Source organism: Aureicoccus marinus (genome assembly GCF_002954325.1).
GTDB classification, from domain to species: Bacteria; Bacteroidota; Bacteroidia; order Flavobacteriales; family Flavobacteriaceae; genus Aureicoccus; species Aureicoccus marinus.
Genome location: NZ_MQVX01000001.1, coordinates 1,234,628 through 1,258,520, shown reverse-complemented (window position 1 = coordinate 1,258,520; position 23,893 = coordinate 1,234,628). Strand labels below are relative to the sequence as shown.

General features: G+C 46.9%; 20 protein-coding genes and 1 pseudogene. 13 read left to right on the top strand and 8 right to left on the bottom strand.

The features are described 5' to 3' along the window. Positions 1–4: 4 nt before the first annotated feature. The gene (locus tag BST99_RS05810; RefSeq protein ID WP_105000962.1) at positions 5–859 is read right to left on the bottom strand and encodes a hypothetical protein; all 855 of its coding nucleotides are present in this window, start codon (positions 857–859) and stop codon (positions 5–7) included. Between the two features lie 571 nt (positions 860–1,430). Here BST99_RS05810 and BST99_RS05805 point away from each other — a divergent pair. The 8 genes from BST99_RS05805 to BST99_RS05765 all read left to right on the top strand — a co-directional run bounded on the left by BST99_RS05805 (position 1,431) and on the right by BST99_RS05765 (position 9,452). Beyond that, positions 1,431–1,847 carry a general secretion pathway protein GspG gene (locus BST99_RS05805; protein WP_105000961.1) on the top strand — a complete coding sequence of 139 codons (417 nt, stop codon included), beginning with the start codon at positions 1,431–1,433 and terminating at the stop codon, positions 1,845–1,847. Next, entirely contained in the window at positions 1,848–2,321 is a 474-nt protein-coding gene (locus BST99_RS05800) for a hypothetical protein (protein ID WP_105000960.1), read from the top strand. A 1-nt stretch (position 2,322) separates the two neighbouring features. Then, complete coding sequence (locus BST99_RS05795) at positions 2,323–3,735, top strand: GspE/PulE family protein (protein ID WP_105000959.1); 1,413 nt, start codon at positions 2,323–2,325, stop codon at positions 3,733–3,735. Between the two features lie 3 nt (positions 3,736–3,738). Continuing rightward, a complete protein-coding gene (locus tag BST99_RS05790; RefSeq protein ID WP_245916196.1) occupies positions 3,739–5,883 on the top strand; it encodes a type II secretion system protein GspD in 2,145 nt (714 codons plus the stop codon). Between the two features lie 2 nt (positions 5,884–5,885). Next, positions 5,886–7,088 (top strand): hypothetical protein, encoded by a 1,203-nt coding sequence (locus tag BST99_RS05785; RefSeq protein WP_105000958.1) that lies wholly within the window; start codon positions 5,886–5,888, stop codon positions 7,086–7,088. Then, positions 7,072–7,587 carry a hypothetical protein gene (locus BST99_RS05780; protein WP_105000957.1) on the top strand — a complete coding sequence of 172 codons (516 nt, stop codon included), beginning with the start codon at positions 7,072–7,074 and terminating at the stop codon, positions 7,585–7,587. The genes BST99_RS05785 and BST99_RS05780 overlap by 17 nt, the downstream gene beginning before the upstream one ends. Positions 7,588–7,811: 224 nt before the next feature. Then, positions 7,812–8,354, top strand: coding sequence for a response regulator (locus BST99_RS05770; RefSeq protein WP_146106217.1), 543 nt, complete (start codon positions 7,812–7,814; stop codon positions 8,352–8,354). Positions 8,355–8,468: 114 nt separating this feature from the next. Next, positions 8,469–9,452: a DUF6624 domain-containing protein gene (locus tag BST99_RS05765; protein WP_105000954.1), complete on the top strand. Its 984-nt coding sequence runs from the start codon at positions 8,469–8,471 to the stop codon at positions 9,450–9,452. A gap of 26 nt (positions 9,453–9,478) precedes the next feature. Here the strand turns inward: BST99_RS05765 and BST99_RS05760 are convergent, their stop codons facing one another. The 3 genes and pseudogenes from BST99_RS05760 to BST99_RS15155 all read right to left on the bottom strand — a co-directional run. After that, positions 9,479–11,710: a xanthine dehydrogenase family protein molybdopterin-binding subunit gene (locus tag BST99_RS05760; protein WP_181044163.1), complete on the bottom strand. Its 2,232-nt coding sequence runs from the start codon at positions 11,708–11,710 to the stop codon at positions 9,479–9,481. Further along, positions 11,689–12,006, bottom strand: a complete 318-nt coding sequence (locus tag BST99_RS15160; RefSeq protein ID WP_449374851.1) for a (2Fe-2S)-binding protein — start codon at positions 12,004–12,006, stop codon at positions 11,689–11,691. Before BST99_RS15160 ends, BST99_RS05760 begins: the two co-directional genes overlap by 22 nt. A gap of 50 nt (positions 12,007–12,056) precedes the next feature. Continuing rightward, positions 12,057–12,122 (bottom strand): annotated as a pseudogene (locus tag BST99_RS15155) ((2Fe-2S)-binding protein); the annotation flags it as partial. A gap of 221 nt (positions 12,123–12,343) precedes the next feature. Between BST99_RS15155 and BST99_RS05745 the strand changes: the two are divergent. Then, positions 12,344–13,663, top strand: coding sequence for a nucleotide disphospho-sugar-binding domain-containing protein (locus BST99_RS05745; RefSeq protein WP_105000951.1), 1,320 nt, complete (start codon positions 12,344–12,346; stop codon positions 13,661–13,663). On the opposite strand, the gene BST99_RS05740 is transcribed toward BST99_RS05745, so the two are convergent. Genes BST99_RS05740 through BST99_RS05725 form a run of 4 tightly spaced genes read right to left on the bottom strand, consistent with a single transcriptional unit; the run spans position 13,627 to position 19,582 of the window. Next, a complete protein-coding gene (locus BST99_RS05740) occupies positions 13,627–14,355 on the bottom strand; it encodes a 4'-phosphopantetheinyl transferase family protein (RefSeq protein ID WP_105000950.1) in 729 nt (242 codons plus the stop codon). The two genes, BST99_RS05745 and BST99_RS05740, sit on opposite strands and share 37 nt — an antisense overlap. A gap of 4 nt (positions 14,356–14,359) precedes the next feature. After that, positions 14,360–17,122: a non-ribosomal peptide synthetase gene (locus tag BST99_RS05735; protein WP_146106216.1), complete on the bottom strand. Its 2,763-nt coding sequence runs from the start codon at positions 17,120–17,122 to the stop codon at positions 14,360–14,362. Continuing rightward, entirely contained in the window at positions 17,098–18,300 is a 1,203-nt protein-coding gene (locus tag BST99_RS05730) for a condensation domain-containing protein (protein ID WP_105000948.1), read from the bottom strand. Before BST99_RS05730 ends, BST99_RS05735 begins: the two co-directional genes overlap by 25 nt. Positions 18,301–18,322: 22 nt before the next feature. Beyond that, entirely contained in the window at positions 18,323–19,582 is a 1,260-nt protein-coding gene (locus BST99_RS05725; RefSeq protein ID WP_105000947.1) for a HupE/UreJ family protein, read from the bottom strand. A gap of 229 nt (positions 19,583–19,811) precedes the next feature. Here BST99_RS05725 and BST99_RS05720 point away from each other — a divergent pair, with 229 nt between their 5' ends. From BST99_RS05720 to BST99_RS05705, 4 genes are read left to right on the top strand one after another with little or no spacing between them, the layout of a single operon-like run. Beyond that, positions 19,812–20,882: an ornithine cyclodeaminase family protein gene (locus BST99_RS05720; protein ID WP_105000946.1), complete on the top strand. Its 1,071-nt coding sequence runs from the start codon at positions 19,812–19,814 to the stop codon at positions 20,880–20,882. A gap of 18 nt (positions 20,883–20,900) precedes the next feature. Next, positions 20,901–22,052, top strand: a complete 1,152-nt coding sequence (locus BST99_RS05715) for an acyl-CoA dehydrogenase family protein (RefSeq protein ID WP_105000945.1) — start codon at positions 20,901–20,903, stop codon at positions 22,050–22,052. Then, the gene (locus BST99_RS05710; protein WP_105000944.1) at positions 22,052–23,659 is read left to right on the top strand and encodes an amino acid adenylation domain-containing protein; all 1,608 of its coding nucleotides are present in this window, start codon (positions 22,052–22,054) and stop codon (positions 23,657–23,659) included. The genes BST99_RS05715 and BST99_RS05710 overlap by 1 nt, the downstream gene beginning before the upstream one ends. Beyond that, complete coding sequence (locus BST99_RS05705; protein WP_105000943.1) at positions 23,656–23,892, top strand: phosphopantetheine-binding protein; 237 nt, start codon at positions 23,656–23,658, stop codon at positions 23,890–23,892. Before BST99_RS05710 ends, BST99_RS05705 begins: the two co-directional genes overlap by 4 nt. Position 23,893 lies beyond the last annotated feature (1 nt).

Below are 23,893 nucleotides of genomic sequence, written 5' to 3'. Positions count from 1 at the left end.
GTCCCTACATACTCATTATCTCTGTTTCGCCGCTGAATCTCGAAGATTCCGTCGCCCTGGGTTCCCTGTGCATGATGAGCATGGCCGTGTGGAACTGATTCGCCGAATTGATGTGCTGGGAAGACAGGTAAATTCGACCTCCTTGATAATCACCAAGTACGTTGCTCTCGATGAATAAAGAGGCATTGTCTCCTTGGATAAGTTCATTCCCGACAATCTGAAGGGGATTGCTGGGATCTGATAGGCCGATCCCTACATTCCCTCCATCATAATAGATATCAGAACCGCTCTCAGACCAAAGACTGCTCGTGCTTCCTCCACCTCCTGAGCTAAGAGGATCACCAGTCACCAGAATGTCGTCCACATTATAACTTTCGTTGCCATAACTGACCTTGATTTCGATTTCAATGACTAGGCTTGCCCCATTGAGGTTACTTACCGAAAGGGTCTCGGGACTCGGAACATCGTCAATGACTTCACCAAATTGCACGCGCGCTGCGCCGTCCAGGCTGTAGAAAGCTCTGACGTAGTCGCTGGTTTCTTTGTTGTTGTCATTGTCATCGACCACCAGCGAGATTGCTAGGTTTTCAAAGGCCGAGATATCAAGGGCATTGGTGGTAAAGGTGGCTAGACTTCCCGCATTAACGCCAACGAGTTCGAGCCGGCTGTTATTGACTTGGAAGCTTCCCTGATTGATAACCAGACCCCAGTCCGCACCAGAGTTTGCTCCGTTGGCAGCACTATTAAAGTCTTCCGACCAGACGGTCTGGAAGGGCGGGTTGACTGAGTTGGCCAATGCCGAACGGGTATAGCCAAAAAGGGTTAGGGCCGAAAGGGCCATTAGTTTGATGTATTTCATAAGAATGAGGATTCGAAATGGTGGTTGGAAATGCTTGAATTACAAACACCAGACAAGCCATTGGCTTTGGCCAATGACTTAGAATGGGTTCTATTGAATTGAAAAAATCTCGGGACAAAAGGGAATTGTCCTGAGTAGTTAATGGAGTTGCGTTTTGAAGCTAAAATTAGGACCTCGTAATGATCGTCATTAGGGGGTCGAAATGATGTCAGCGGGATGCAATACTGCATATATTTTGGTCAATGGTTAGTGGCTAATCCATTTCCAAAATGTTCTCGAACAACAAAACGTAAGCTTTTTTATTTATTGCGAAATCCTCAAAAAAACCTAAAAAAATACAGAAAACTGTAAATTAATAACGGTAAAACTGTCAATAAGTAATAATATTCTTACAAATTAAGTAAGTAAGAAAAATGGGAATTTTCTGTTTTTTGCACACCTTGCCTTCTTCTTGACCCTTCATTTTGTAAATCTCATCTACTGAAAACTCGGTTTTGACAACAAAGCTTTGTTCATCCTTATAAGGTATTTAAGATTAGTGTTTCGATAAGCAAGAACAGAACCACTAATCATGTCCTTCAAAACCCTTTTTAAGAGGCGTCTTTCGGCTTTGAATTTGCAAGAAACACTAATCGTCTTGGCGATCATTGGCATTTTATTGCTTTTGGCCTTGCCCAATTTGATGCCTTTAATTGCCAAAGCAAAAAGTATTGAGGCCCAAACCCAACTCAAGGCTTTGCACAATGCCCAGACCACGTACCGGTATATGCACAGCAAGTATTCTTTTGACATGGACGAAATCGACTTTCTTCCTCCAAAAACGGTAAAAGAGGAGGGGACGGCCAACTATTCTTATACGATTATCGAAGCCACTGATGCGAGCTTTTTGGCCCGCGCAGAGGCGGTTACCGATTTTGATGGTGACGGAATTCTTAATGTATGGGAGATCGATGAAAACGGAAACCCAAAACAACTAATTAAGGACTAAATGCTTTTGGGGATCGTCAACATATTGGGCCTATTGTGGCTGGCGTACCAAGACTTTAAAGAGCGTGCCGTGTGGGCCATGCTCTTTCCTGTTTTAGCCCTCTTAATGGCTATCCGCCTTTACCATAGCACGGACCTCAATGTTTTTTTACTGTACATTTCCATGAACAGTGCTTTGGTTCTGTTGATCATTGCCCTCTTGTGGGGCTACACCCGATACATTCATAAAATCCCCTTTTTAAATCACGCCATTGGCGCCGGCGATCTTTGGTTCTTCTTTGTTCTTGCCCTGGCCTTTCCGACGCCCATATTCGTTGTGCTGTTCAGTTGTTCTTTGCTGTTTTCCTTGATGCTTTCTGTGTTTTTAAGGGTAGAAAAGAACCGAATACCCCTAGCGGGATTCATGGCGCTTTTTGTTTCGATTACCCTGATTTTGAGTCTGATTAACCTTTTTCCTGATCCCTATCAATTTTAAAATGGACTCTACATCACTACCACTATTTAAGACTGAAGCCTTGCAACGCATTACTGCAGCACAGGCCCACCAGTACCGAATAGTGCCCATGAGCTATGAAGAGGGCTTATTGCGATTGCTTACCGATCAACATATAGATGAGGTATTAAGTAATGAGCTGGGCATTTTGATCAGTGATTCGATCTCACTTGAATCGTGTAGTACCGAGGATTTGCAGAAATACCTTTCTACTTATTATCGTCTGGATCAGAGCAGGAAGGTGGAGTCCTTGAGCGTTAGACAGGACTTTTTGGAATCGGTATTAAGCCAGGCGCAAAGCATGGGAAGCAGTGATATCCACTTCGAAAGCTTTGAAGACAGCTGTCGCATTCGCTTTCGTTTAGACGGGAAACTGGTGGAGCAGTACAAGGTCGAAAAGGCCGAGTACCCCAGTCTCATTAACAAAATAAAAATTCGTTCCGGATTGGATATTGCCGAAAAACGCCTGCCTCAAGACGGTCGTTTGAGCCTGACTCTTTCCGGTACCTCTATTGATATCCGGGTCTCTGTTTTACCAACCCTCTACGGGGAGAAGGCCGTGCTTCGGATCCTAAGTCAAGACATTTCTGGCTTTGAACTGGAACGCTTGGGTATGCAAGAAGAGGAGCTGCTGCTCTATCGTCAAGCAATTCAAAAACCCAATGGGATTGTGCTCATTTCTGGTCCTACGGGTTCTGGAAAGACCACCACTTTATACGCCACCTTAAAAATTCTGAATAACCACCAAACCAATATTCTCACGGTTGAAGATCCAATTGAATACACCTTGGAAGGGGTGAACCAGGTACAACTGCGCGAGAATATTGGACTGGACTTTGGAAAGACCCTCAAAACCTTTCTACGGCAAGATCCCGATATCATTATGGTTGGGGAAATCCGTGATGCCGCAACAGCCAATATGGCCATTCGCGCTGCCTTAACAGGGCATCTTGTCTTATCTACTATTCACACCAACTCGGCCTGGGCCACGGTTTCTCGTTTGATCGATATGGGTATCCCCCCTTTTTTAATTGCTAGTACACTGAATTTGAGTGTAGCCCAGCGCTTGGTGCGTAAGTTGTGCACCCACTGTTCAACTACGGAAACCGTCGACAAGCTAGAGCCTTATGTGCAAACTCACCTCCCCAAAGATCTGAGAGAGCACGGAGTAGCGCAAGGCTGCGAGCATTGCCACTATACCGGATATAAAGGAAGAGTAGGCCTTTACGAAGTATTGCCAATTAACGAAGACCTGGTAGAAGATATTAAACAAAATGCAACAGAGGTACGCGATTACTTTACGTCCCAAAAGCTGTTGACCTTAAAAGACAATGCCCTGGAAAGGGTGAGGAATAAAGAAACTTCTATTGCCGAAGTCTTGCCACTGATAATATAAGTAATGAGAAAGATCATAACCCTTGTTTTCTGCCTCTATATGGGGGTGCTATTTGCCCAAGAGCAAAGCAGAATAGCCAAACTTCGGGCAAAGCTGGAAACCTTGGCTATAGAAAGACCGGAGTTGGCAGAGGACCTGGCTTTGGATACCAAAGTCACCAACGTCAACTTGGCGAATTTTTTACTGGCTCTCTCTAAGGTACATAAGCTGAACCTGAGTGTTTCTAACGATATCAGGAATATCAATGTGGTCAATAACTTTTCGAATGTACGCGTGAATGACCTCTTGCTTTTTCTGTGTAAAGAGTACAACCTGGATATTGAGATCACGGGTTCCATCTTGGCCATCAAGTCATATAAACCCAAGGCCATGCAGCCGGGTGAAGGAGATTTTTATCTGTCGTTTGAGGCCGGGGCCAACTTGTTGAATCTGGATTTGAATGAGCACAAACTGGAAGATGTCTTCCGAAGAATCATAGAAGTAAGTGGTAAAAACCTCCTTTTTAAAAACAGTTTAAAGTCGAGGCCCTTATCGATTTATCTGGAAGAAGTACCCTTTGACTTGGCCATGGAAAAACTGGCCGACCTCAATGATTTGGTCTACACCAAAACCCGTGAAGGCTTCTACCTTTTTGATTTAGAATCGCAGGACGAAAGCAAACGTACCTATTTAAAGGGAATACGTAATGGCTCCCATTATGAAGTCCTGGATACCGTAAATAAGCTCTTGTCCGTTGATTTCAGAAGAGGATCCATTGCACAGATCATTGAAAATATTGGTGCTGACTTAGGACTCAACATGTATACAGCCACTCCATTGGAACAGGCAGGTGAGGTCACCTTTAAATCATCGGCCATCACCTTCGATGACCTCTTGATCTATATGTTCGAGAGCGGTCAATACCGGCAAACGGCTGAAGAAGAGCCAATCCAGAATAACCGAAATCTGCGGAACAACCGTACTCCGGAACCCGAACTGACTATTCCTGAGTTCACCTTTAAGGTCGAAAACAACACCTATTTTTTCGGTACTTCGGATCAGCTGAGCCTGCGCAGCTTCGAAGTCATCCGCCTTATGCACCGCTCGGTTGAATTGCTTTCGGATTCACAAGGCTACTTACCCCAGCGCACTTCTGGCCGTACTTCGACAGGAAATACCACCTATTTTGCAAGTGGTCCTGGTGGCGGAGCCCTGCAACAAACCGGACAGCGCTCGATCAATACCCAGGGCAATCAATTCCAAGATTACAATGTGGCCGCAGAGGCCTTGATCAATATTCTTCCGGATGAACTCAAAAACGATCTGGACATCAAAGTGGACTACGAACTCAATAGTTTTTTAGTTGGAGGTCCTGATGCGCAAATCGAAAAATTTAAGGCCTTTATTCGCCAGATTGACAAGCCTGTTCCTGTAGTCCTGATTGAGGTCATGATTATTGAGGTGCGTAAATCGGCCGTTGTAGAGACGGGTATTTCCTGGGGGTTGGGGCAAGAAGCCACGACCACGACGGGGTCTATTTTTCCGGAAACCAACCTCACCTTGAATGGCAATACGGTCAATCGCGTGATCGGAGGCTTCAATGGATTTGGTTCCCTTAACATAGGCAAGGTCGTACCGGAGTTTTTTGCCACCATCAAGGCCCTAGAAACCAACGGAGACTTGCGTATCAAAATGACACCAAGCCTTACCACCCTAAATGGTCACCGGGCGAGTCTTTCTATTGGGGAGACCACCTATTATGTCGAGACCAACCAGAACTTTTTTGGCTCTCAGATCCCGACAAGCTCCGAAGTACGGAATTACAGACCCATTGATGCCCAGTTGGCCATTAATATTAAACCCCTTGTTTCGGGAGATGGGCAGGTGACGCTCGATATAAAAGTGATTCAGTCCGATTTTAGCAGTGAGCGCATTGAGGACGATGCTCCTCCTGGACTGACGTCCCGCGAGTTTAATTCCATCATCAGAATGCAGAACAAGGACCTTGCTGTTTTGGGTGGACTCGAAGAAAAACTCAAGAATGACGCCGGTAGTGGTGTTCCCTTTTTGGCCCGTGTTCCGCTGATTAAATACCTCTTTAGTAAAAGAAGACGGGAAGACACCAAGCAAAGCCTGAGTATTCTCATTAAACCGACGGTGATTTATTAGGGATGAAGAATTACCTGCGGAACTGGATGAATGACACGCATATAGCTGCTCTCGAATGGAGGGGGGAGGGACATCTGGTGCTCTCGCAGTTTCGGTATGAAAATAGAGAACTCGACTCGGGTCAAGTGCTCCATTTGACCGAGATTCAAGCCGTCCAAGAAAATGTCCCGAAGAATGTACCGCTGGTTCTGGTGTTGAATAGTCAGCAAGTTATTCGAAAGCTTATTCCGGAAGCGTTGCCGAGCGAGGAAAGAGTTGCTGTTATGAAGGCTTTTCCAAACCTGAATGTAGATGACTTTTACATTGATCTTTGCAGTTTCGGTTCCTCTTACATCGTCAATATTGCCAAAAAATCCTACGTTGATCAAGTACTCTTGAGCATAGAAAAGACAGGCCTTTTGGTCGCTTCTCTTTCTTTAGGATTAGGAGCTGCCGGAGCCTTGTTGGCTTATACAGAAGAGCAAGTAATTGCCTTGCCTGGATCTGTTCTGATACTGGAGGAAGGCTCTATTCAGGCCCTTCGATCGTCAGAAGAGCATAAGCAGACTTCAATTCTTGTCGATCGAACACCGATTGATAACTCTGCTTTTTTAGGTTTTGCTAAGGCTCTGCTGTATTTACAAAAAGAACTGGGATTCGGCAATCTAGGGCAGCTCAATGAACAGCTACGGAATAATCAATTCAATAGAAAATTCTTTTCTTCTGGTTTCCAAGTAGCTGTATTTTTCTTTCTGGTTCTACTAGCTTTCAATTTTGGGCTTTTTCAGCATTACGGAAATAAGAATGCCGAACTGCAAACCCAATTGCAAATCAATAAATCCGCCACCGAACATCTCTTTTCCCTTGAGGCAAGGATTAAGCAAAAAGAAGAGAAGATCCAGTCCGTTCAAACCCAATCCGGTACACAGAGCACTTTACTTTTGGATGAAATAGCTTCTGACTTGCCCTCAAGTATAAGCTTAACGAAAATGACATATCAACCACTTGGTCAGCCGATTAACCCCTCAAAATCGATTGTTTTAATGAAAGGGGTTCTGGCCATTCAAGGAAGCAGTAAGAACCAAGAACAATTTACAACTTGGACCGAACAAGTGGAACAATACGACTGGGTTGAGCAGGTGGTTATCGAAGACTACTCTTTTCGGTCCAGAACGACCTCTGAGTTCAAGATTAATTTGATTTTACCCCATGGAAAGACTGAATAGAAAGAATCAACTGCTCTTAGCCGGGGTGGTCTTTTTCGGACTACTCAGTTATCAGTTGGCTATTAAAAAAACCAAAGACCAGTATTTCGAGTACAGTAAGGCTCGGAAAGAACAGGCTACTGTAAATCAATTGCCTTTTAGACTAAATGCTTTAAAGGCAAAGGAGCGTGAGCTTGATGAGATTTTAGGCTCCATGAATTTGAATGGCGGCTCACAGCAAAGCGAGTTACTAAAGTTACTCAATCAGGAGATTGAGGGTACGGGAGTTCGTATCAAGGAGTTTCTCTCACCTCACAGGAGTAAGGTGGGCGAGGAGGTCATGAATACGTATCGCTTTACCCTCAAGGGGGATTTTGTGGGCATATTAAAAGTGATTAATACCATCGAAAATTCAAAAGGCTTTGGCGCGGTAACGCATATCGATTACCAGAAAAAAAGGAATTACCGCTCGGGAAGAACGGACCTCTTTGCTACGGTTCTACTCTCTCAATTTGAATAGGGTAAATACAGAAAACTGTAATATAAATGGAGATTCCTACCGCCATCAAACTGTTAAATACGGCAGTTATTTTGTAAAATTGGAAACACAAACCATTGACTTACCAAATTTGAATCTGCTTATCCTAGAGGATCACCCCTTTATTTGTGAATCCTACCTCTACTTTTTCGCGAAAGTCTCAGTTGAAATTCGATCAAATTGATTGTGTTTCCACTCCTGATGATATGGAAAAGATTTTGTCTGATCCTGATCGCATTCAGCACTATGATTTGGCCTTTTTGGATCTTCAAATCCCCTTGAATAAGGAATTGGATATCCGCGACGGCATCGATTTTGGACGGGCCCTGATGGATATTAAGCATGACCTTAAAACCATTATTATCACCAACGAAACCAGTCATTCTCTTCTCCTCAGAGCGTATAAGGAACTCAGCCCATTCAGTATTATTATCAAGGCCGAAATGAATCTAGAGACCTTAGAAAAGGCCGCTTCTATGGCTCTGGAAGGCGAAAACTTTTGGAGCAGCACCTTCAGCGAGATCATCAAGGCCGTTCTCAATGACGATAATACCTTTACTCAAGAAGATTACAAACTCCTCGAATTACTCAGTAGCGGGGTGCCAACCAAAGACATCCCAGAATACTTACCCTGGTCCGTATCTAAGATTGAAAAACGGAAAAAGAAACTCAGAGAAGAACTCAATATCGAGTCCAAAAGCGTATTAAAGCTGGTGGCCATGGCCCGAAAGAAGGGGTTGATCTCCTAGGAATTTATCTTGTTAATTTTTTTTGCTGGTTATTCACATGGCAAATTAACGGGTTTTATAGTTGTAACTCCTAATAGTGTAGTTATATTTGAACTCAATCAAAAAACGAAGTACATGAAACAATTATTTACACTCGCTCTGGCCTTTGCGGTCACACTTTTTACCCAGGCTCAAGATATGGACAGCTATACGGGCCATATCGTAAAAGCGGAACAGTTTTACAAAAATGAGCAATACCAAGAATCAGCGGCGGAATACCAGGCGGCTCACGATGTATTGGGAGGTAAATCTGTTCCCGACGACCGCTATGCCGCTACCAAGGCTTTCGCCATGGCCGGGCAGGAGGAGAAGGCCCTTTTTCATTTGCGCTATATGGCGGAACACCCCAAAATGAAGTTTAAAGAGTTGGAGGAGCTACAGGAGTCAGCGGCTTTCAACTCCCTGAAATCTTCAAAGGATTGGGAGGAAGTCCTCGAATTGGTGCAGGCCAATAAGGCTGAATACGAGAAGTTCCTGGACAAGCCCCTAGCCGATAAGCTAGCCAAAATTCAGGAACTGGATCAGAAATACCGCAAGGAAGTAGAAAAGGCTGCAGAGGAATTTGGTCCTACCTCTCAAGAAGCTATGAAGTACGCTGGTCTTATGGCTGAACAGGACGCCAAGAATCTGGTAGTCGTCGAGAAAATTCTGGAAGAAAGAGGATGGTTGGGCCCAAAAGTCATTGGGATTGAAGGGGCGCGGACCCTCTTCTTGGTCATTCAGCATGCCGACTTGGAGACGCAAATCAAGTATTTACCGATGATGCGAGAAGCAGTGGCCCGAAATGAGGCGGAAGGTTCACAACTCGCCCTTTTAGAGGACCGCATCAATATGCGTCAAGGCAAAAAGCAAGTCTTTGGGAGCCAGATCGGAGTAGATCAAAAGACGGGCGAGTACTATGTTTATCCCTTGATGGACCCGGATAAAGTGGATGAATACAGGGCTTCTGTGGGGTTACCTCCTTTAGCGGAATACGTTAAGATTTGGGGTATGACCTGGGACAAGGCCAAGCATATTGAGCGTACCCAGCAAATCGAAGCAGAGTGGGAAAAGGAATAAAGCAACAGAGTGCTCTCTTTTTTCTACTAGGCAAAATCAAAGGACTTCCGGAAAGGTAAGTCCCGTACCCGTTTACCGGTTAAAGCAAACAGGGCATTACCCAGTGCAGGTGGATTGGTCGGAACACCCGCTTCTCCCACTCCAAAAATCTGTTCTTCGCTTTGGTGAATATGCACTTCGATCTCCGGGATTTGATGGATTCGGAGCAGGGGGTATTGGTGGTAATTGGATTCCACAACCGCTCCGTCTTTTACGCTGATTTCACTGTTGATTCCGGAGTCCAACCCATAAATAACGCCTCCCTTGACCTGGGCTTCAATATTCCTGGGGTCCAAGGCAATTCCCACATCGACCGCGATATAGATTTTCTCTAAGTGAATGCCTTTTTCGGATTGACGAATTTCAACCACCTGGGCGGTTGGAGCATCTGAAGAAATGGCAAAAGCCATCCCTCTGGCATGTCCTTCAGGTAAAGGATTATCCCAGTTCGACATCTTTTTTACCGCTTCCAGGACTGCTCGCGAAGCTTCGTGCTCAATAAGCGAAAGACGAAGTTCCAGGGGATCTCGGCCTGCGGAATGGGCCAGTTCATCCAGGGCCGTTTCGTGGAAGAAAACATTTTGGGTTTCGCCTACCCCTCGGGACCAGCCGACAGGCAGTAAACGCTCTTTCGCCGGAAATCCCTGTATGCGGTAATTGGGCAGCTGGTAGGTCTGGTGAGACATCCCCAAGAGAACGGACTTATCGACCTGTTCTGGGAATTCGGTATTGATGTTTTCTAAAAAGCGCCTTTCTGCTGAACTAAAAAGGCTGGGTGCACTGAGTTGTAAATCAAAGGCGAGAACCTCTTTGTCTTTGACCGCTGCACGAAGCTTGGCGGAGGCAATGGGTCGGTAGATACCGTGTTGCAAATCCCCTTCGCGGGTCCAGCTTACTTTAACCGGCTTGCCCTTAACGGCACAGGCGGCAAAAACGGCAATCTCGACAAAGTCCGATTCCAATCGGCGGCCAAAGGCACCCCCCATAAAGGTGGTGTGAACCTTGACCTGGTCTTCGGAGAGTTCGGCAATTTTAGCCCCATAGTATCGGGCTCGGAGTGGATTCTGGTTCCCGGCCCAGATGTCCAATTGTTCCTCTTGTAACCAGGCCACCGCATTCATGGGTTCCATGGTTGCGTGGCTGAGGTAAGGCACCGAATAACTCCTTTCGATAACCTCCTCTTTTTCGAGCACTTGATCCACATCGCCATCCAAACGGGCGATCTGGCCTTGTCCTTTACCAAGTGGTTCCTCAACGGCGGCACGGTGCTCTGCCATACTCATCGGGTAGCGAGAAGGTTTCCACTTGACCTCAATGCGTTTAGCCGCCTGTTGAGCGTACCAGGTGTTCGTTGCTATCACTACCAAACCATCCGGAAAGGGAACCGTTTTTACATATCCTTGAACCTCTTCCGCTCGACTCGCATCAAAGCTTTCTAGGCCCGACCCGATAAAGGGGCTAAAGAGGACGGAAGCATAAAGCATATCCGGCAGACGAACATCAATTCCGTACTCGGCTGTACCGGTGCACTTTTCAGCCATATCCGCTCTGGGCTGGGAGCTGCCCAGTTTCTTCCATTGCTCTCTTGGTTTGAGTTTAACTTTTTCTGGAGCTTTGATGTCTCGGGCTGACTCGATCAGGTCCGTATAGGCCACCTTCCTTCCATTGGGTAAGAAAACCTGACCTAGGTCGGTTTTTAGCTGGTCTACAGAAACGCCATACTGCTTGGCTGCTGCTTGAAGTAGCATTTGGCGGGCTGCTGCACCGGTTTTTCTCATCTTCACATAGCCATCACGAAGCGATGATTGGGCTCCGGTTAATTGAGAAAACTGAGGCGGTAGAAATTCGATTCCTAAACGCTTACCCGCTCTTCTCAGTAAGCGCTTTGGCAGGACTTCTTGCCCGTAAAGTTTGTTGTTGCGGTAGACATCAGAAGGTGGCCCGTGCATGACTTCCACACTTTCTAGGGCCACATCGAGCTCCTCTGCAACCAGGGCAGCCAGTGTACTTTGAATACCTTGTCCCATTTCGGCTCGAGGCGCAATGATGCTAATGCCATCGCTGCGAATAATCACATAGGGGGTTAAGGCGATTTGCCCATCAGCCAAAAGAGCTTCCAATGGATTGGGCAGGTCTTCTGCGCGCAATAGTGTATACCCTCCAATAGCCAGACCGCCGGCCACAGAAGCCGAAGTAATCAGGAATTTTCTTCTTTCCATGGAGTCGCCTGGTTTTTTATTTTTTGGGCAGCCAAGTGAATGGCTTCGCGAATTCTCGGGTAGGTGCCGCAGCGGCATAGGTTGCCCACCATGGACGAATCAATATCTTCATCGGTGGGTTCCGGATTAGTTTGTAATAGGGTGTGGGCCGAAAGGATTTGGCCCGATTGGCAGTATCCACATTGGGCGACCTGGGTTTCGATCCAGGCTTCTTGTACCAAATGAAGAGCATCAGGCACCCCAAGCCTTCGATGGTGGTGATTTCTCCCTTGACCTGAGATACCGGGGTGAGGCATGCCCGAATGGCTTGACCATCTTCAAGTACGGTACAAGCTCCACATTGCCCGATCCCACAGCCGTACTTGGTGCCGGAAAGTCCTAGCTCGTCACGCAGTACCCATAAGAGGGGCATGCGGCCATCGACTTGTACGGTATAGCCTTTTCCGTTGACTTGAAGTTGCTTTTTAGGGTAGTTATTTTCCATAGACGCCTGCTTGCAAAAAGCAGTGTTTTTGCTTTTAAGTTAAGCAATCCTCAGCGGATCAGCACTTTTGGTCAGATGTATGACCCGAGAATGGGATTAAGGGTGCAGATTTTTAGCGAGTTTTCCGATCTTCACGAAAAATCTGCAGGATGAAGGTTGGCATAATCACCAACGGCTTAACGGGAATTCTATTGGAGAGCTTTGAGCTATCTCGTCGTTTGCTTGCTGAAGGCCACCAGGTAAGTCACTTTTGTCCCTGGGATGTGGGGGAACGGGTAGAGGAGAATGGATTCTCTTTTGTTCAGTTGCCTCCAGTCAATCTGTTTTCTAATCACGAGGCGTTCTCTTCAGATACTTTGGGTGGATGGAAAAGCCGCTGGCAGTATTTCTTTCCGAGAAGCAAGAAAAAGGCCCGAGCCTTTTTGGGGATGGACGCGATGGAAAATGCACTGGAAGCATCTGATATCGATTATTTCATTATTGATATGCAGATGCACGAGCCCATCTTCGCTTGCCAGAAATTAGGTATTCCTCATGTGCTTTTTAGCCAGTGGTTCAGCCTACATCAGTCTTCTACTAATCCTTCCCTGCGAAGTGAGCTTATTCCTGAACCCGGCTGGAAATCTCGCCTAAAAGTAGGATGGTCTTGGAAAATGGAATTGGCCAAAGTCTGGGCCAGAAGAAGGGTGTATGATGTCCTCCTGCTCGATGCCCGCCGCCGGATGTTGTTTCGTCTAGCCCCCAAGTACGGTATTAAAAGATCTTCCTTGATTAAGCGCACCTTCCCTTCGGCTTTTATTTACAAAGACAAGCTGACGCTGAGTTCCACTTTGGCTGAACTTGAATTTGAACCGTCTCCAGCGCCTCACTTGGCCATAGGTCCCTTGGTTTTTGAATCTCGTAAAGACGGGAAAAGCGACTCGGAAAGAGAGGCACGCTTACAAGAGATCAAGGTCAAAAAATCAGTAGAGGGAGTACAGGTAATTTACTGCTCGGTCAGTTCTTTGATTGCGGGGGATGAAAGCTTTCTGGATAACTTGATTGATGCTGTTGGCAAGCGACCCGAATGGGAATTGATCATTGGTCTGGGAGGAAAAATAAAAGCGGAGACCTTTAAAGACCTACCGCCCAATGTGCACCCTTTTGATTGGGTGCCTCAATTGAAAGTGTTGTCCTTTGCTGACCTGAGTATTAACCACGCCGGAATTCACAGCGTGAATGAATGTATACACTTCGGCGTACCCATGCTAATTTATTCTGGGAAGAAGTACGATCAGGACGGAACCGCAGCACGCTTGCAGGCTTCTGGTTGTGCTTTTCGGGCCGACAAGGATTTGAGCTCTCCGGCCGATATTCGAACCGATATTGATCGCGTTCTAAAGACCCCTTCCTACAAACAACAGGTGGAAGTTTATCGATCATATTATCAGTCTTATAGAGGGCGGATGTTGGGCGATTTATTGAAGTAAATTTCGGTATGAAAGGTCCCTTCTGTACAGAGGGCAAGGCTGTATTCCGGATGAAAGTCAAAGGCCTTAATCTGGAGTTCTTCAGGGTGATCTAGACCCGTCTCTCCCAAAGTATTCACTCGAAGATTTCCGGTTTGTGCATTACTCAATGGTGATAATTCCACGAGTTTTACCGGCATACTCAGGCCTCGGCCATCTTTTTTGATCAGGGATTCCTTGGCTGACCACAGCTGAAAAAAGCGTTCTTTTTGTTCGGAACCTTCGGCCTTTTTTAGGTAGGTCAACTCCGTTGCACAACAAAAAGTTTCTGCCAATTTGGGGTAATTCAGATCAGGATTCTTGAATTCAATATCTAAACCCAAGGGAGCTTTTTTCGACCAAGCCACCCCCCAGAATTCTTTGGAATGACTGACATTAAAATGAAGGTTGTGATCACGCAAAAAGGGCTTGCGCAGTTCCCCGTATTCAAAGGTGAAGCTCTTGGGATCTCGATCAAGGACCTCTCCGAGCAATCGCCTCAGTTGGCCCCGGCCAGCTCGAAATTCATTCTGAAGCCTTTCCGTTTTAAAGCGCAGAGCGCGTTCCTCCTCGTCGGGAGTCAAAAGATGGCCCAAATCCTCTAATTGTTTAAGCAGATGGGCGTATTCAAAGATGCAAAGCTGTACCGCTTGTTTATGAAGACCTGTTTCCATCGCCTTAGGCCTCGGTGGCGTTTTCTATCTGGTTCAAACTTTCCTGAATGGCTTCCGAGGTGGTCTCCAAAAAACCATCATCAAAAAGGGTCATGTGTTCTCCAGGCACGCGCAACACCCGGACCTTTCCGGAGGTCGTTCTTTGCCAGGAAGCCACCGTTTCTCGGTTGACGGCACGGTGATCCTTCTTGGTCAAGAGGAGGTAGATATCTTCTTCCATTTCGGAAAAGGGGTGCCCCTGACTGAGTTGCATGAGGTGTCTTCGAAGACGTTCCAGTTTTCGAGCTTCCTCATCCTTGGCTGCTTTTTCCTGATAGCGCATTCGGAGTAAGGAATAACGTGCAATGGTCCAGTAATACAATGTTCGCTTTGGAGAGCGGAGAAGACGAGAGCCAAAGGCCTGCATCCTCATTTTTAGTCTTTTGGGACTATTCAAATTCGCAGGTGAGGTCATGGTATCGACCACAATGACATCGATCTGCTGACTTTCTTCTCGAAGAAGACGGCATATTTCATTCCCGACTACGGCACTAAAGCAATACACCAAAATGGTATAAGGTCCCTGAGCCTGAACCTTTTTCATACTCTTTATATAGTCAAGGGCCATGGCATTGATCGTGGGTTGCAGCTCTTGATCCTCATAAGCTCCTGACGGCTGTAGAGCGTAAACCGGTCTGTTTTTGATGAATTTGTGAAGTTCTTTGTAGAAGAATACATGGCCTCCACCAGCGTGAATACAAAAAAGGGGGCGCTTGGTGCCTTGGTCGTGGAATTTGACTAGATAGTCCCAGGCCTCTTCTTGTTCAGCTTCCAGGTAATGACTCAGACCTTGGATGGTCGGGTATTTAAAGAGGATATTGGGGGTGATGTTCATTCCTAAGCTGCGCGCCTTGGCAATCAATTCTATACTTTTTATGGAATCACCACCGAGATCAAAGTAGTCGTCTTCCACATAAACCGGTCTTTTCGTACTTACTTCTTCAAAAAGTACAGCCAATTGTTTTTGTATTTCGGTCTCGGGAAGAGTGCCTTCTGTTGTTTGGATCTGCAGGGGTCGGCCACGCAGGCTTTGACGGTCCACCTTCCCATTGGGCAGTAGAGGAAACTTCTCGAGCTGAAGCAGGTGTTTCGGCACCATATGCGCTGGCAACTGATTCTGCAGCTTTTCTCTGATGTTTACTTCTAAGTCTTTCGAGTCGCTGGTAAAATAGGCGACCAGCAAGGGGGTATTGCTCGATTGATGAATGACTACGCAGGCTTCACTGATTCCTTTGAGGTTGGACAGTATGGATTGGATTTCTTCAAGCTCCACGCGTTGCCCACGGATTTTTAGTTGTTGGTCTTTTCGACCAAAAAATTCAAGCTCTCCTTTGGTGTTCCATCGCGCTTGGTCTCCGGTCTTGTAGAGCTTTTTAAAGTCGTCTTTTCCCCAGGGATTCGGAATGAATTTTTCGGCCGTTAATTCAGGAGCATGCAGGTAGCCTTCCGCCAGCCCGGGTCCCGAAATACAAAGCTCGCCAATTTGAAGTGGAGAAGCCAATTGACCGTAGCGATCCAGTACATAAACCTGGGTTCCGGGAATGGCTTTTCCGATCGAAACACGTCCTCCGTCTTGTTTAGGATGCAATTCTTTTGCCGTGGCCCAAACGGTTCCTTCACTGGGGCCGTATTCGTTGTAGAGCTTGCAGTTCTTGAGTCGGTCGTGATGGATTTCGATAACCTCCAGCTCGCAGCTTTCTCCGGCGACCATCGTCGTTGTGAGCGAAGACAAGGTGTTTTTGGGTGCCAATTGCAGAAGCTTTTTGTACAAGCTTGGTAAGGTCAATAAATGGGTGACCTGATGGGATTCAATTTCTTTTGCCATCTGCTCCATGTCTTGCTCGCTTCGTGTTGGAGCGATGCGCAAATGACCTCCTTGTAAAAGGGTCCAGTACAAACCGGCTTTGGAACTGTCAAAAGAAAGCGAAGAGGTCCAATAAAAAACACCAGGCTGGTCCGGGTAGAACGCGAGTCGGGCTGCTGTAGAGTAGAGTAGGTTGGAGTGACTGATCACCACCCCTTTTGGTTTACCACTACTCCCTGAAGTGTATATGATATAAGCGGCTTGTTCGCCCGTGATCGGCGGTAAGCTCTTGGGCATCTCTTCTGTTGAAACCACATCCAGCTCTTTCAGCTCAATGACCCTAGCTCCGGTATCTGTGAAGTTGCTTTTGTCGGAACTGATAACCAAAGCGCATTCGCTGTTTTCGAGCATATAGCTCAAACGACCCCCAGGATATTCCGGGTCCAATGCAAGGTACGGAACACCACTTTTGAGCACAGCCATAAGGGCGGCTATTTGTTCAAGGGAACGGTCCAGGTGCAGGGCAATAGGTTTTTGTTGCGGATTCAGCTTTAGCAAGGCCAGAGCCCACGCGGTACTCTTTTGATCCAGGGTTTTATAGGTCCACTGTTCGGCGCCAAAACTCAAAGCGGTTTTTTCCGGGTACTGCTCCACCATCTGCTTAAAGCGTTCCGGGATACTGTTGATACCGCTCCAGAGATTTTTCCATGGCGTTTCAGCGTTTTCAACTTGTTCCTTTCCGTAGCTGTGAGCCCATTGTTCAACCCCTTTCTCGGCAACCGATTTAAAAAGTTGCAGAAAACCTTGTGCCATGAGCTGTATACTGTCCACTGAAAAGAGCGCAGGGTTATACTCCCAACTAAAATGCAGTTGCTCGTTTTCCCAACGGCTAAAAAGAGTCAGATCAAATTTTGCCGTTTCCAAGGCAGATGACTCTTCCGCAGACCAGACAAAATCTTCCCCGAGGAAGGAGTTTCCTGGGATTCGTTAAAAACGAACATGGTCTCAAAGAGGGGATTCCGACTGAGGTCCCGTGATGCCTGCTGTTCGCTGACGAGGTTTTCAAGGGGCAAGGGCAGCTTGCCTTGTGCCTTTCGGTGGTCTGCACTGAGCTCAGAGAGCAACTCTTTCAGGGTCTTGTTTTGATCGAATCGGAAGCGGTAAAGGACCGTCTCGATTAAATAACCCCAGTGTTTTTGTAAGGCCAGGTCCTGGCGTAAGGTCGCTGGACTGGCAACGATGAAATCGCTGTTCCCGCCCAGTTGGTGCAGGTGTAACCCAAAAAGACCAAAACACCATTCAAAAAGGGTCAGACCCAGTTCTTGGGCTTGCTTTTTACTTTGTTTAGAAAGGCTGGTTGGTAGGGAGAAAGCCCATCGAGCACCCGTTCCGGTTGGACTCGACCCCCTCTGAAAATCCGGTACCAAACCACTCCCGGCTTGAGCACCTCGGATATAGTCTGTCCAATAGGGCAGGTGTCGACTTTCGTCTTTTTGATGAAAACTCCAGGCGACATCTCTAAAATCAATGATTTCTCGCTCTGCCTTAAAACCATTAGCGTAGTAGTCTGCCAAGTTTTGAATGATGCCCCCTACAGACCATTCGTCTACCAAGATGTGGTGGGTCGCAAAAGTGAAGCGGTATTTTTCAGGTCCTGTCTTTAGGACGAGGAAAGAGCATAGATGCGCTTGACCGAGCTCGTAATTATGGTGTAAAAGAGCGTATTCCTCTTTTTTCGCTACTTCCTCTGGGGTTGCCTCCTGCGTTAGATCTTTATAGACCAGAGGAGGAATCTCGTCTGTTATTTTGATCTCAGGCTTGTTGTTGACCAGGGGGTAATAGCTTCGCAGGATAGTGTATTCTACAGCGAGGGCTTCCCAGGCCTGTCGAAAGCGTTCCAGATTGAATTTACCTTCTCCAAAATAGCGAATGCCGTAGTTGTATGCAGCGGATTTGGGATGCGCCTGTTGGTAGAACCACAGCCTTTTTTGGCCGGCGGTCAGAGGTACAGGCATCCCTTCAGGGGCCTTGCTCAGGTTGGCACCCGTATTTATGGACCGGTTCTTAAACCGGCCCAACAAATCATTGGAGTCGCGAGACATACTTTTTGAGGCGGATTGGGGGTTATCTCAGTCCAATCCCTTTCAAGATCGAGATAATAATGGATTTGAGGAAGTCTTCCACTCCTAAATTCACATCAAAAACCCTTTCAATCACCCAATAGAGTGAGATGACCATGAGCGTTATCGACCCATACACCAAAATCTTGGAGTAGTATTTTTTCTGTCGGAGTAAAAAGAGTACGGGGAAGAACAAGGCGATGATTACGATCTGTCCTAATTCCACCCCAATGTTGAAACCGAGTAACGAAAGACTCAGAAATTCTCCGGTAAGCCCCAGGTCACTGAGTACACTGGCAAAACCAAAGCCGTGGAAAAGTCCAAAAACAAAGGCAATCACCCAGTCGCGCCCTTTAAAGATGGGACGGATGTTATGAAAGGCCGCCAACCCAATGGAAAAGGCGATGATGGATTCAACAATCTGAGCATTTAAATTGACCCATTCTAAGGTGGCTAGGGTAAGGGTAATGGTGTGTGCAATGGTAAAAAAGGTTACCACTTTCAGGATGTACCAAAAGGCATTCCCGAATTGAGGAACACCAATCCAATCGATAACGGCGTTCCCTTTCATCCATGTGGGAAGAGGAACGGCGGTTTCGGTTTCTTCTCGAGAGCGTCTCACGACCGCTGGTAAAATCAGAGCCAATAAAAAGAGGATGTGGTCCAGACCAATCCAGATGTGCCAAACCCCTTGTTTGACCATCGCCCAAAAACCTTTCCAAAGCGATACTTCGGTCAGGCTGAACTCCCCGCTGAGATCCCCGGGTCCAAAATCAAGAAGGATATTGGCTTCGTTGTTTATAATACCGGCTTTCCAGTTGTATTCGATAATCAAAAATCCTTTGTGCGTGGGGTCCTTGTCAAAGAGGGCGGAATAACTCATATCCATATCATCTGGCAGTTCTTTGGTGTTGGTCAAATCAAACTTCATCAGCAGGTAGTTCCCTGTTCCCAGGTAAAACATATCGGACTCCTTAAACTTGATCTGGTGATCTCCAACTGCTGAACTAAAGGAAGTGTTTTGCAACATATAAGCTTGAAGCTGTGGAATATAAGGTCTCAGCTCGTCCAAAGATGAACGGGTATCTAAGTCTAAGTCGAGCAGCTTGTTGATCTCGCGAATATTGATCTCGTAACGACCTTCAATACCATCCTTTTCGTAAATGCGGAGGTAGACATAACTCTGGTTGGGAATGTGGGCGTTGATGATTTGTACGGCCAAAAAAGCCAGCACAAAAAGCGCTCTTTTTATCTGTGTTTTCATAGCAATTTTTTAGTCTGATCGGTCAAACAGGGGGTAAATTACAGAAAGCTGTTTAACTAAACGGGATTAATCGACTCTAGTGCAGAAAATTACGATTAAGCGTAATCCCAGTGATTACAGGCATTTTGGAATTATACCCCATCTTTCTCTTCCTTCGTCGAGATTTTTCTCGTTAAACGCAACTCTTGAAAGAGAAAATGTATCTTAAGACAAAATTGCCGCTTATCAGATGAAGAAATACTCCACCAAGACCTGGTTGCTTACCGCATCAGATCTGGAAGAAATACTCATTCAAACGGGTCCCAATCGGTTTATAGATCTGCTCATAGAACGCTTGACTAGGGGGCTAGAGAACTTTGATTCGAGTTCTCTGGAAATTCCAATCCGTACCGGTTTTAATTACCAGGCTGCTCCCGAGGGGCTTGTGGAGTTTATGCCAGTTCACGAAAAAGGAAAGGAAGTCGTCCTCAAGGTCGTGGGCTACCATCCCCATAATCCGGACCTCTTTGATCTTCCGACGATCTTATCGAATATCACGACTTACGATACCAAGACAGGACACCTTAAAACCATCATGGATGGGGTTCTGCCCACTGCTTTGCGCACCGCTGCGGCCTCTGCTGTGGCTTCCCGTGCGATGGCTAAACCCGGTAGTGAAAAGCTTGGGTTGATCGGATGTGGGGCTCAAGCCGTGGTTCAATTGCACGCCCTGAGCCGTCTCTTTCCACTTAAAAGTATTTGGATCTACGATATCGACCCCAAGGCGATGGATAACTTCCAGGACCGAATAGAGGGTCTGGAATTGGATGTGAATCTCATTCGCAGTGATATAGAAACCATTGTCGATACGGTCGATATTCTCTGTACCGCCACCTCCATCGGTGTCAATGAAGGCCCGCTATTTGAACACTACAATTGCCAGCCTCATTTGCATATCAATGCCGTAGGGTCTGATTTTCCGGGGAAGTTGGAATTGCCTCGAAACTTACTCCTGGAGTCCACGGTCGTACCGGACTTTAGAGAACAAGCAAAAATAGAAGGGGAGTGTCAGCAGCTTCAGGATACTGAAATTGGTCCTGATTTAAAGCAGTTGATCTCGCAACCCATCACCTGGAAAACCATCCAAAAAGGGATGAGTGTTTTCGACTCAACGGGATGGGCCTATGAAGATCAAATTGTGGCCAACCTCATGGAAGAACTCGGACGCGCTTTAGGCGTAGGACAGGGCATTCACCTGGAGAATGTGTCTTCCGATGTCAAGAATCCCTATCATTTTATAAGCAAACCCGTTCAGGTCTAACCCCTGAAACACGATACAATGGATTACAGTTTTAGTCAAGAACAGCTGGCCTATAAAGAAAAGGTTATCGCTTTCGCCAAGGAGGCCTTCCCCGAGTCTTATCTGGAAGCCGATTTGAATAGCGTTTTTTCGAAAGAGGCTTGGATGAAATGCGCCGAATTCGGTTTGCAAGGCCTAGCCATCCCCAAAGAATACGGGGGAACAGGAGACGAAATTGACCTGATCACGGCTTGTCTGGCCATGGAAGGTCTGGGATACGCCTGTCGCGATAACGGTTTGGCCTTTGGAATCAATGCCCAACTCTGGACGGTGGAATACCCCATCGTTTTATTTGGTACGGAGGAGCAGAAGAAAAAATACCTGCCTCGTATGGCGGCGGGGGAATGGATGGGCTGTCACGCCTTGTCGGAGCCCGATGCCGGATCCGACGTCTACAGCATGAAGACCACCGCGACCAAGGTCGACGGGGGTTACCTTCTCAATGGACATAAACACTACATTACTTTTGGCCCGGTGGGCGATGTCATTTTGGTTTTTGCCACTACCGATCCAAACAAAGGCGCCTGGGGGATTACCGCCTTTATGGTTGAAAAGGGAATGAAGGGATTTACCCAGGGCGAGAACCGTCCGAAGATGGGCCTACGTACGGTACCCTTTGGCGATTTGTTTTTTGAAGACTGTTTTGTGCCTGAAGAAAACCGCCTAGGTCCGGAAGGAGCCGGATGGTCCATTACCAACAGCTCTTTGGAGCACGACCGCTGTACCATTTTAGCCGGACAGCTGGGTACCATGCAGTATCAGTTAGAAGAGACGGTGGCTTATGTGCGCAAGCGAAAGCAGTATGGACAAGCCATCGGAAAATTTCAGTCGGTTTCTAATCGCGTTGCCGATATGAAGCTAAGGCTGGAGCTTTCAAAACTCTTGCTTTACAAAGTGGCCTGGATGAAAAACAAGGGCGAAACCTCCATGATGGAGTCAGCCTTACTCAAGCTCTACATGAGTGAAAGCTTTATCGAATCCAGTCTGGACGCCATTCGTAACCACGGTGCTCCCGGATACATCAGTGAATTTGAAGTGGAGCGCAATCTGCGTGATGCTGTAGGTGGAGTTATTTATGCCGGTACTTCCGATATCCAGCGCAATATTATTTCTAAACTTCTCGGCCTGTAATGAATTCGACGCTTCTCCATTTGGGTGAAATTGTGGAGCAGGGAGCCAAGCGCTTTCCTGACCATACCGCCTATTCCATGGGGGAGAAGCGATTGACCTATACCGAACTTGAGAAGCAATCCGGACAGTTGGCAGCCACTCTGCTCGCCGAGGGAGTCCAAAAAGAAAATCGCATCGGTATTCTAGCAGAGCGTTCTCTCGAAAGCTTTGTTTCGGTTTACGGAATACTTCGAGCCGGTGGTGCTTTTGTGCCTCTTGATCCAACCAGTTCGGTGGAGCGAATGGCCCAGATTATTGAAGATGCCAATATCCGTATCGTATTGACAACACCTGCCCAATTTCGCAAGTTGAGGTCTCTCGATAGAGTCTTGCCATTTGCGATCAAATTAATAGGGATAGGACCCGAAAAACTGAGTGAACAAAAGAACCACACTTCCTGCCTGTCCTGGGATGAACTGATGGCCACCGAGACCGACGCGCCGGTATTAAAATTCAGCGCCAGCCAGCTGGCTTATATCATGTATACCTCTGGCTCTACTGGCCAACCCAAAGGGATTATGCATACCCACCGAAGTGGTTTGGCCTATGCCGAACGATCGGCCCGACTCTACCGTCCGGGGCCTGAAGATCGGTATGCCAGTCATGCCCCTTTGCATTTTGATATTTGCACCTTCGCCTATTTCACCGCTCCTTTTTGTGGGGTACACACGGTGGTGCTCTCGGAAGGCGAAACCAAGATGCCGGCGAGTTTAGCCCAAGTCCTGGTGAGGGATCAGATTACCTTTTGGTATGCGGTTCCCTTGGCCTTGATTCAACTCTTACAGCCTGGCATTGAAGAAAGCCTGAGTCAAGTGCCTATGAAATGGGTGCTCTACGGGGGTGAGCCCTTCGCGCCCAAATATGTGCGTCGATTGATGGAGCTCTGGCCCAACTCGACCTTCTCGAACGTTTACGGGCCTGCAGAGGTCAACCAATGCACCTATTTTAATTTCTCAGAACCGCCTCAAGGGGAGGAGCCCATTCCTTTAGGCCAGGTTTGGGCCGATGCTGATTTCTTGCTTCTGGATCCGGATACGGGGAAGACCGAGGGAGTGCAGGAAGGGGAGCTCTGTATACATGCCGAAACAGCCATGCAAGGCTATTGGAGACAAGAAAGCCGAAATCTTTCTCCCTTTTTTGAAGCCAACAGCCCTTCAGGGATTCGCAAACAATACTACAAAACCGGAGACTTGGTGTACTTCAATGCCCATGGTCAATTGGTTTTTAAGGGCCGAATTGATGCCCAGATAAAAAAGCGGGGCTACCGAATTGATTTGGCCGAAATTGAAAGTGCGGCTTTGGAGTTAGATGGAGTGCAGGACGCCGCTTGTTTCAGTACCCTGGAAGGAGAAAATAGAATCATTGTCCTGACCTACCAACGTCGGCGGGAAGAAGAATTTAAAGAAGAAGAGCTCATTGAGCAGTGCAGAAGACGATTGCCGTCTTACGCCTTTCCGGATCGCCTAGTCGAATTGGAGAGCTTTCCGAGAACCAGTTCCGGAAAAATTATACGAGGACAACTCAAAGATTGGATAGAACAACTAAACGTACACAAACAAGAGTCATGATTGAAGAACTCAGCCGCTATATCACCGAGGATCTGATTAACGATCCGGATTTCGGCACCTTAGAAACGGACGAAGATCTACTGGGAAGTGGATTACTCGATTCCCTGGGCATGATGCGCCTGGTCGGTTTTATTGAAAACAACTATGGCATCAAGGTGCCCACTGAGGACCTGACCATGGAGAACTTTATGAGTGTAGAGACCATAGAGAAGTACGTCAACAGCAAGAAATAGA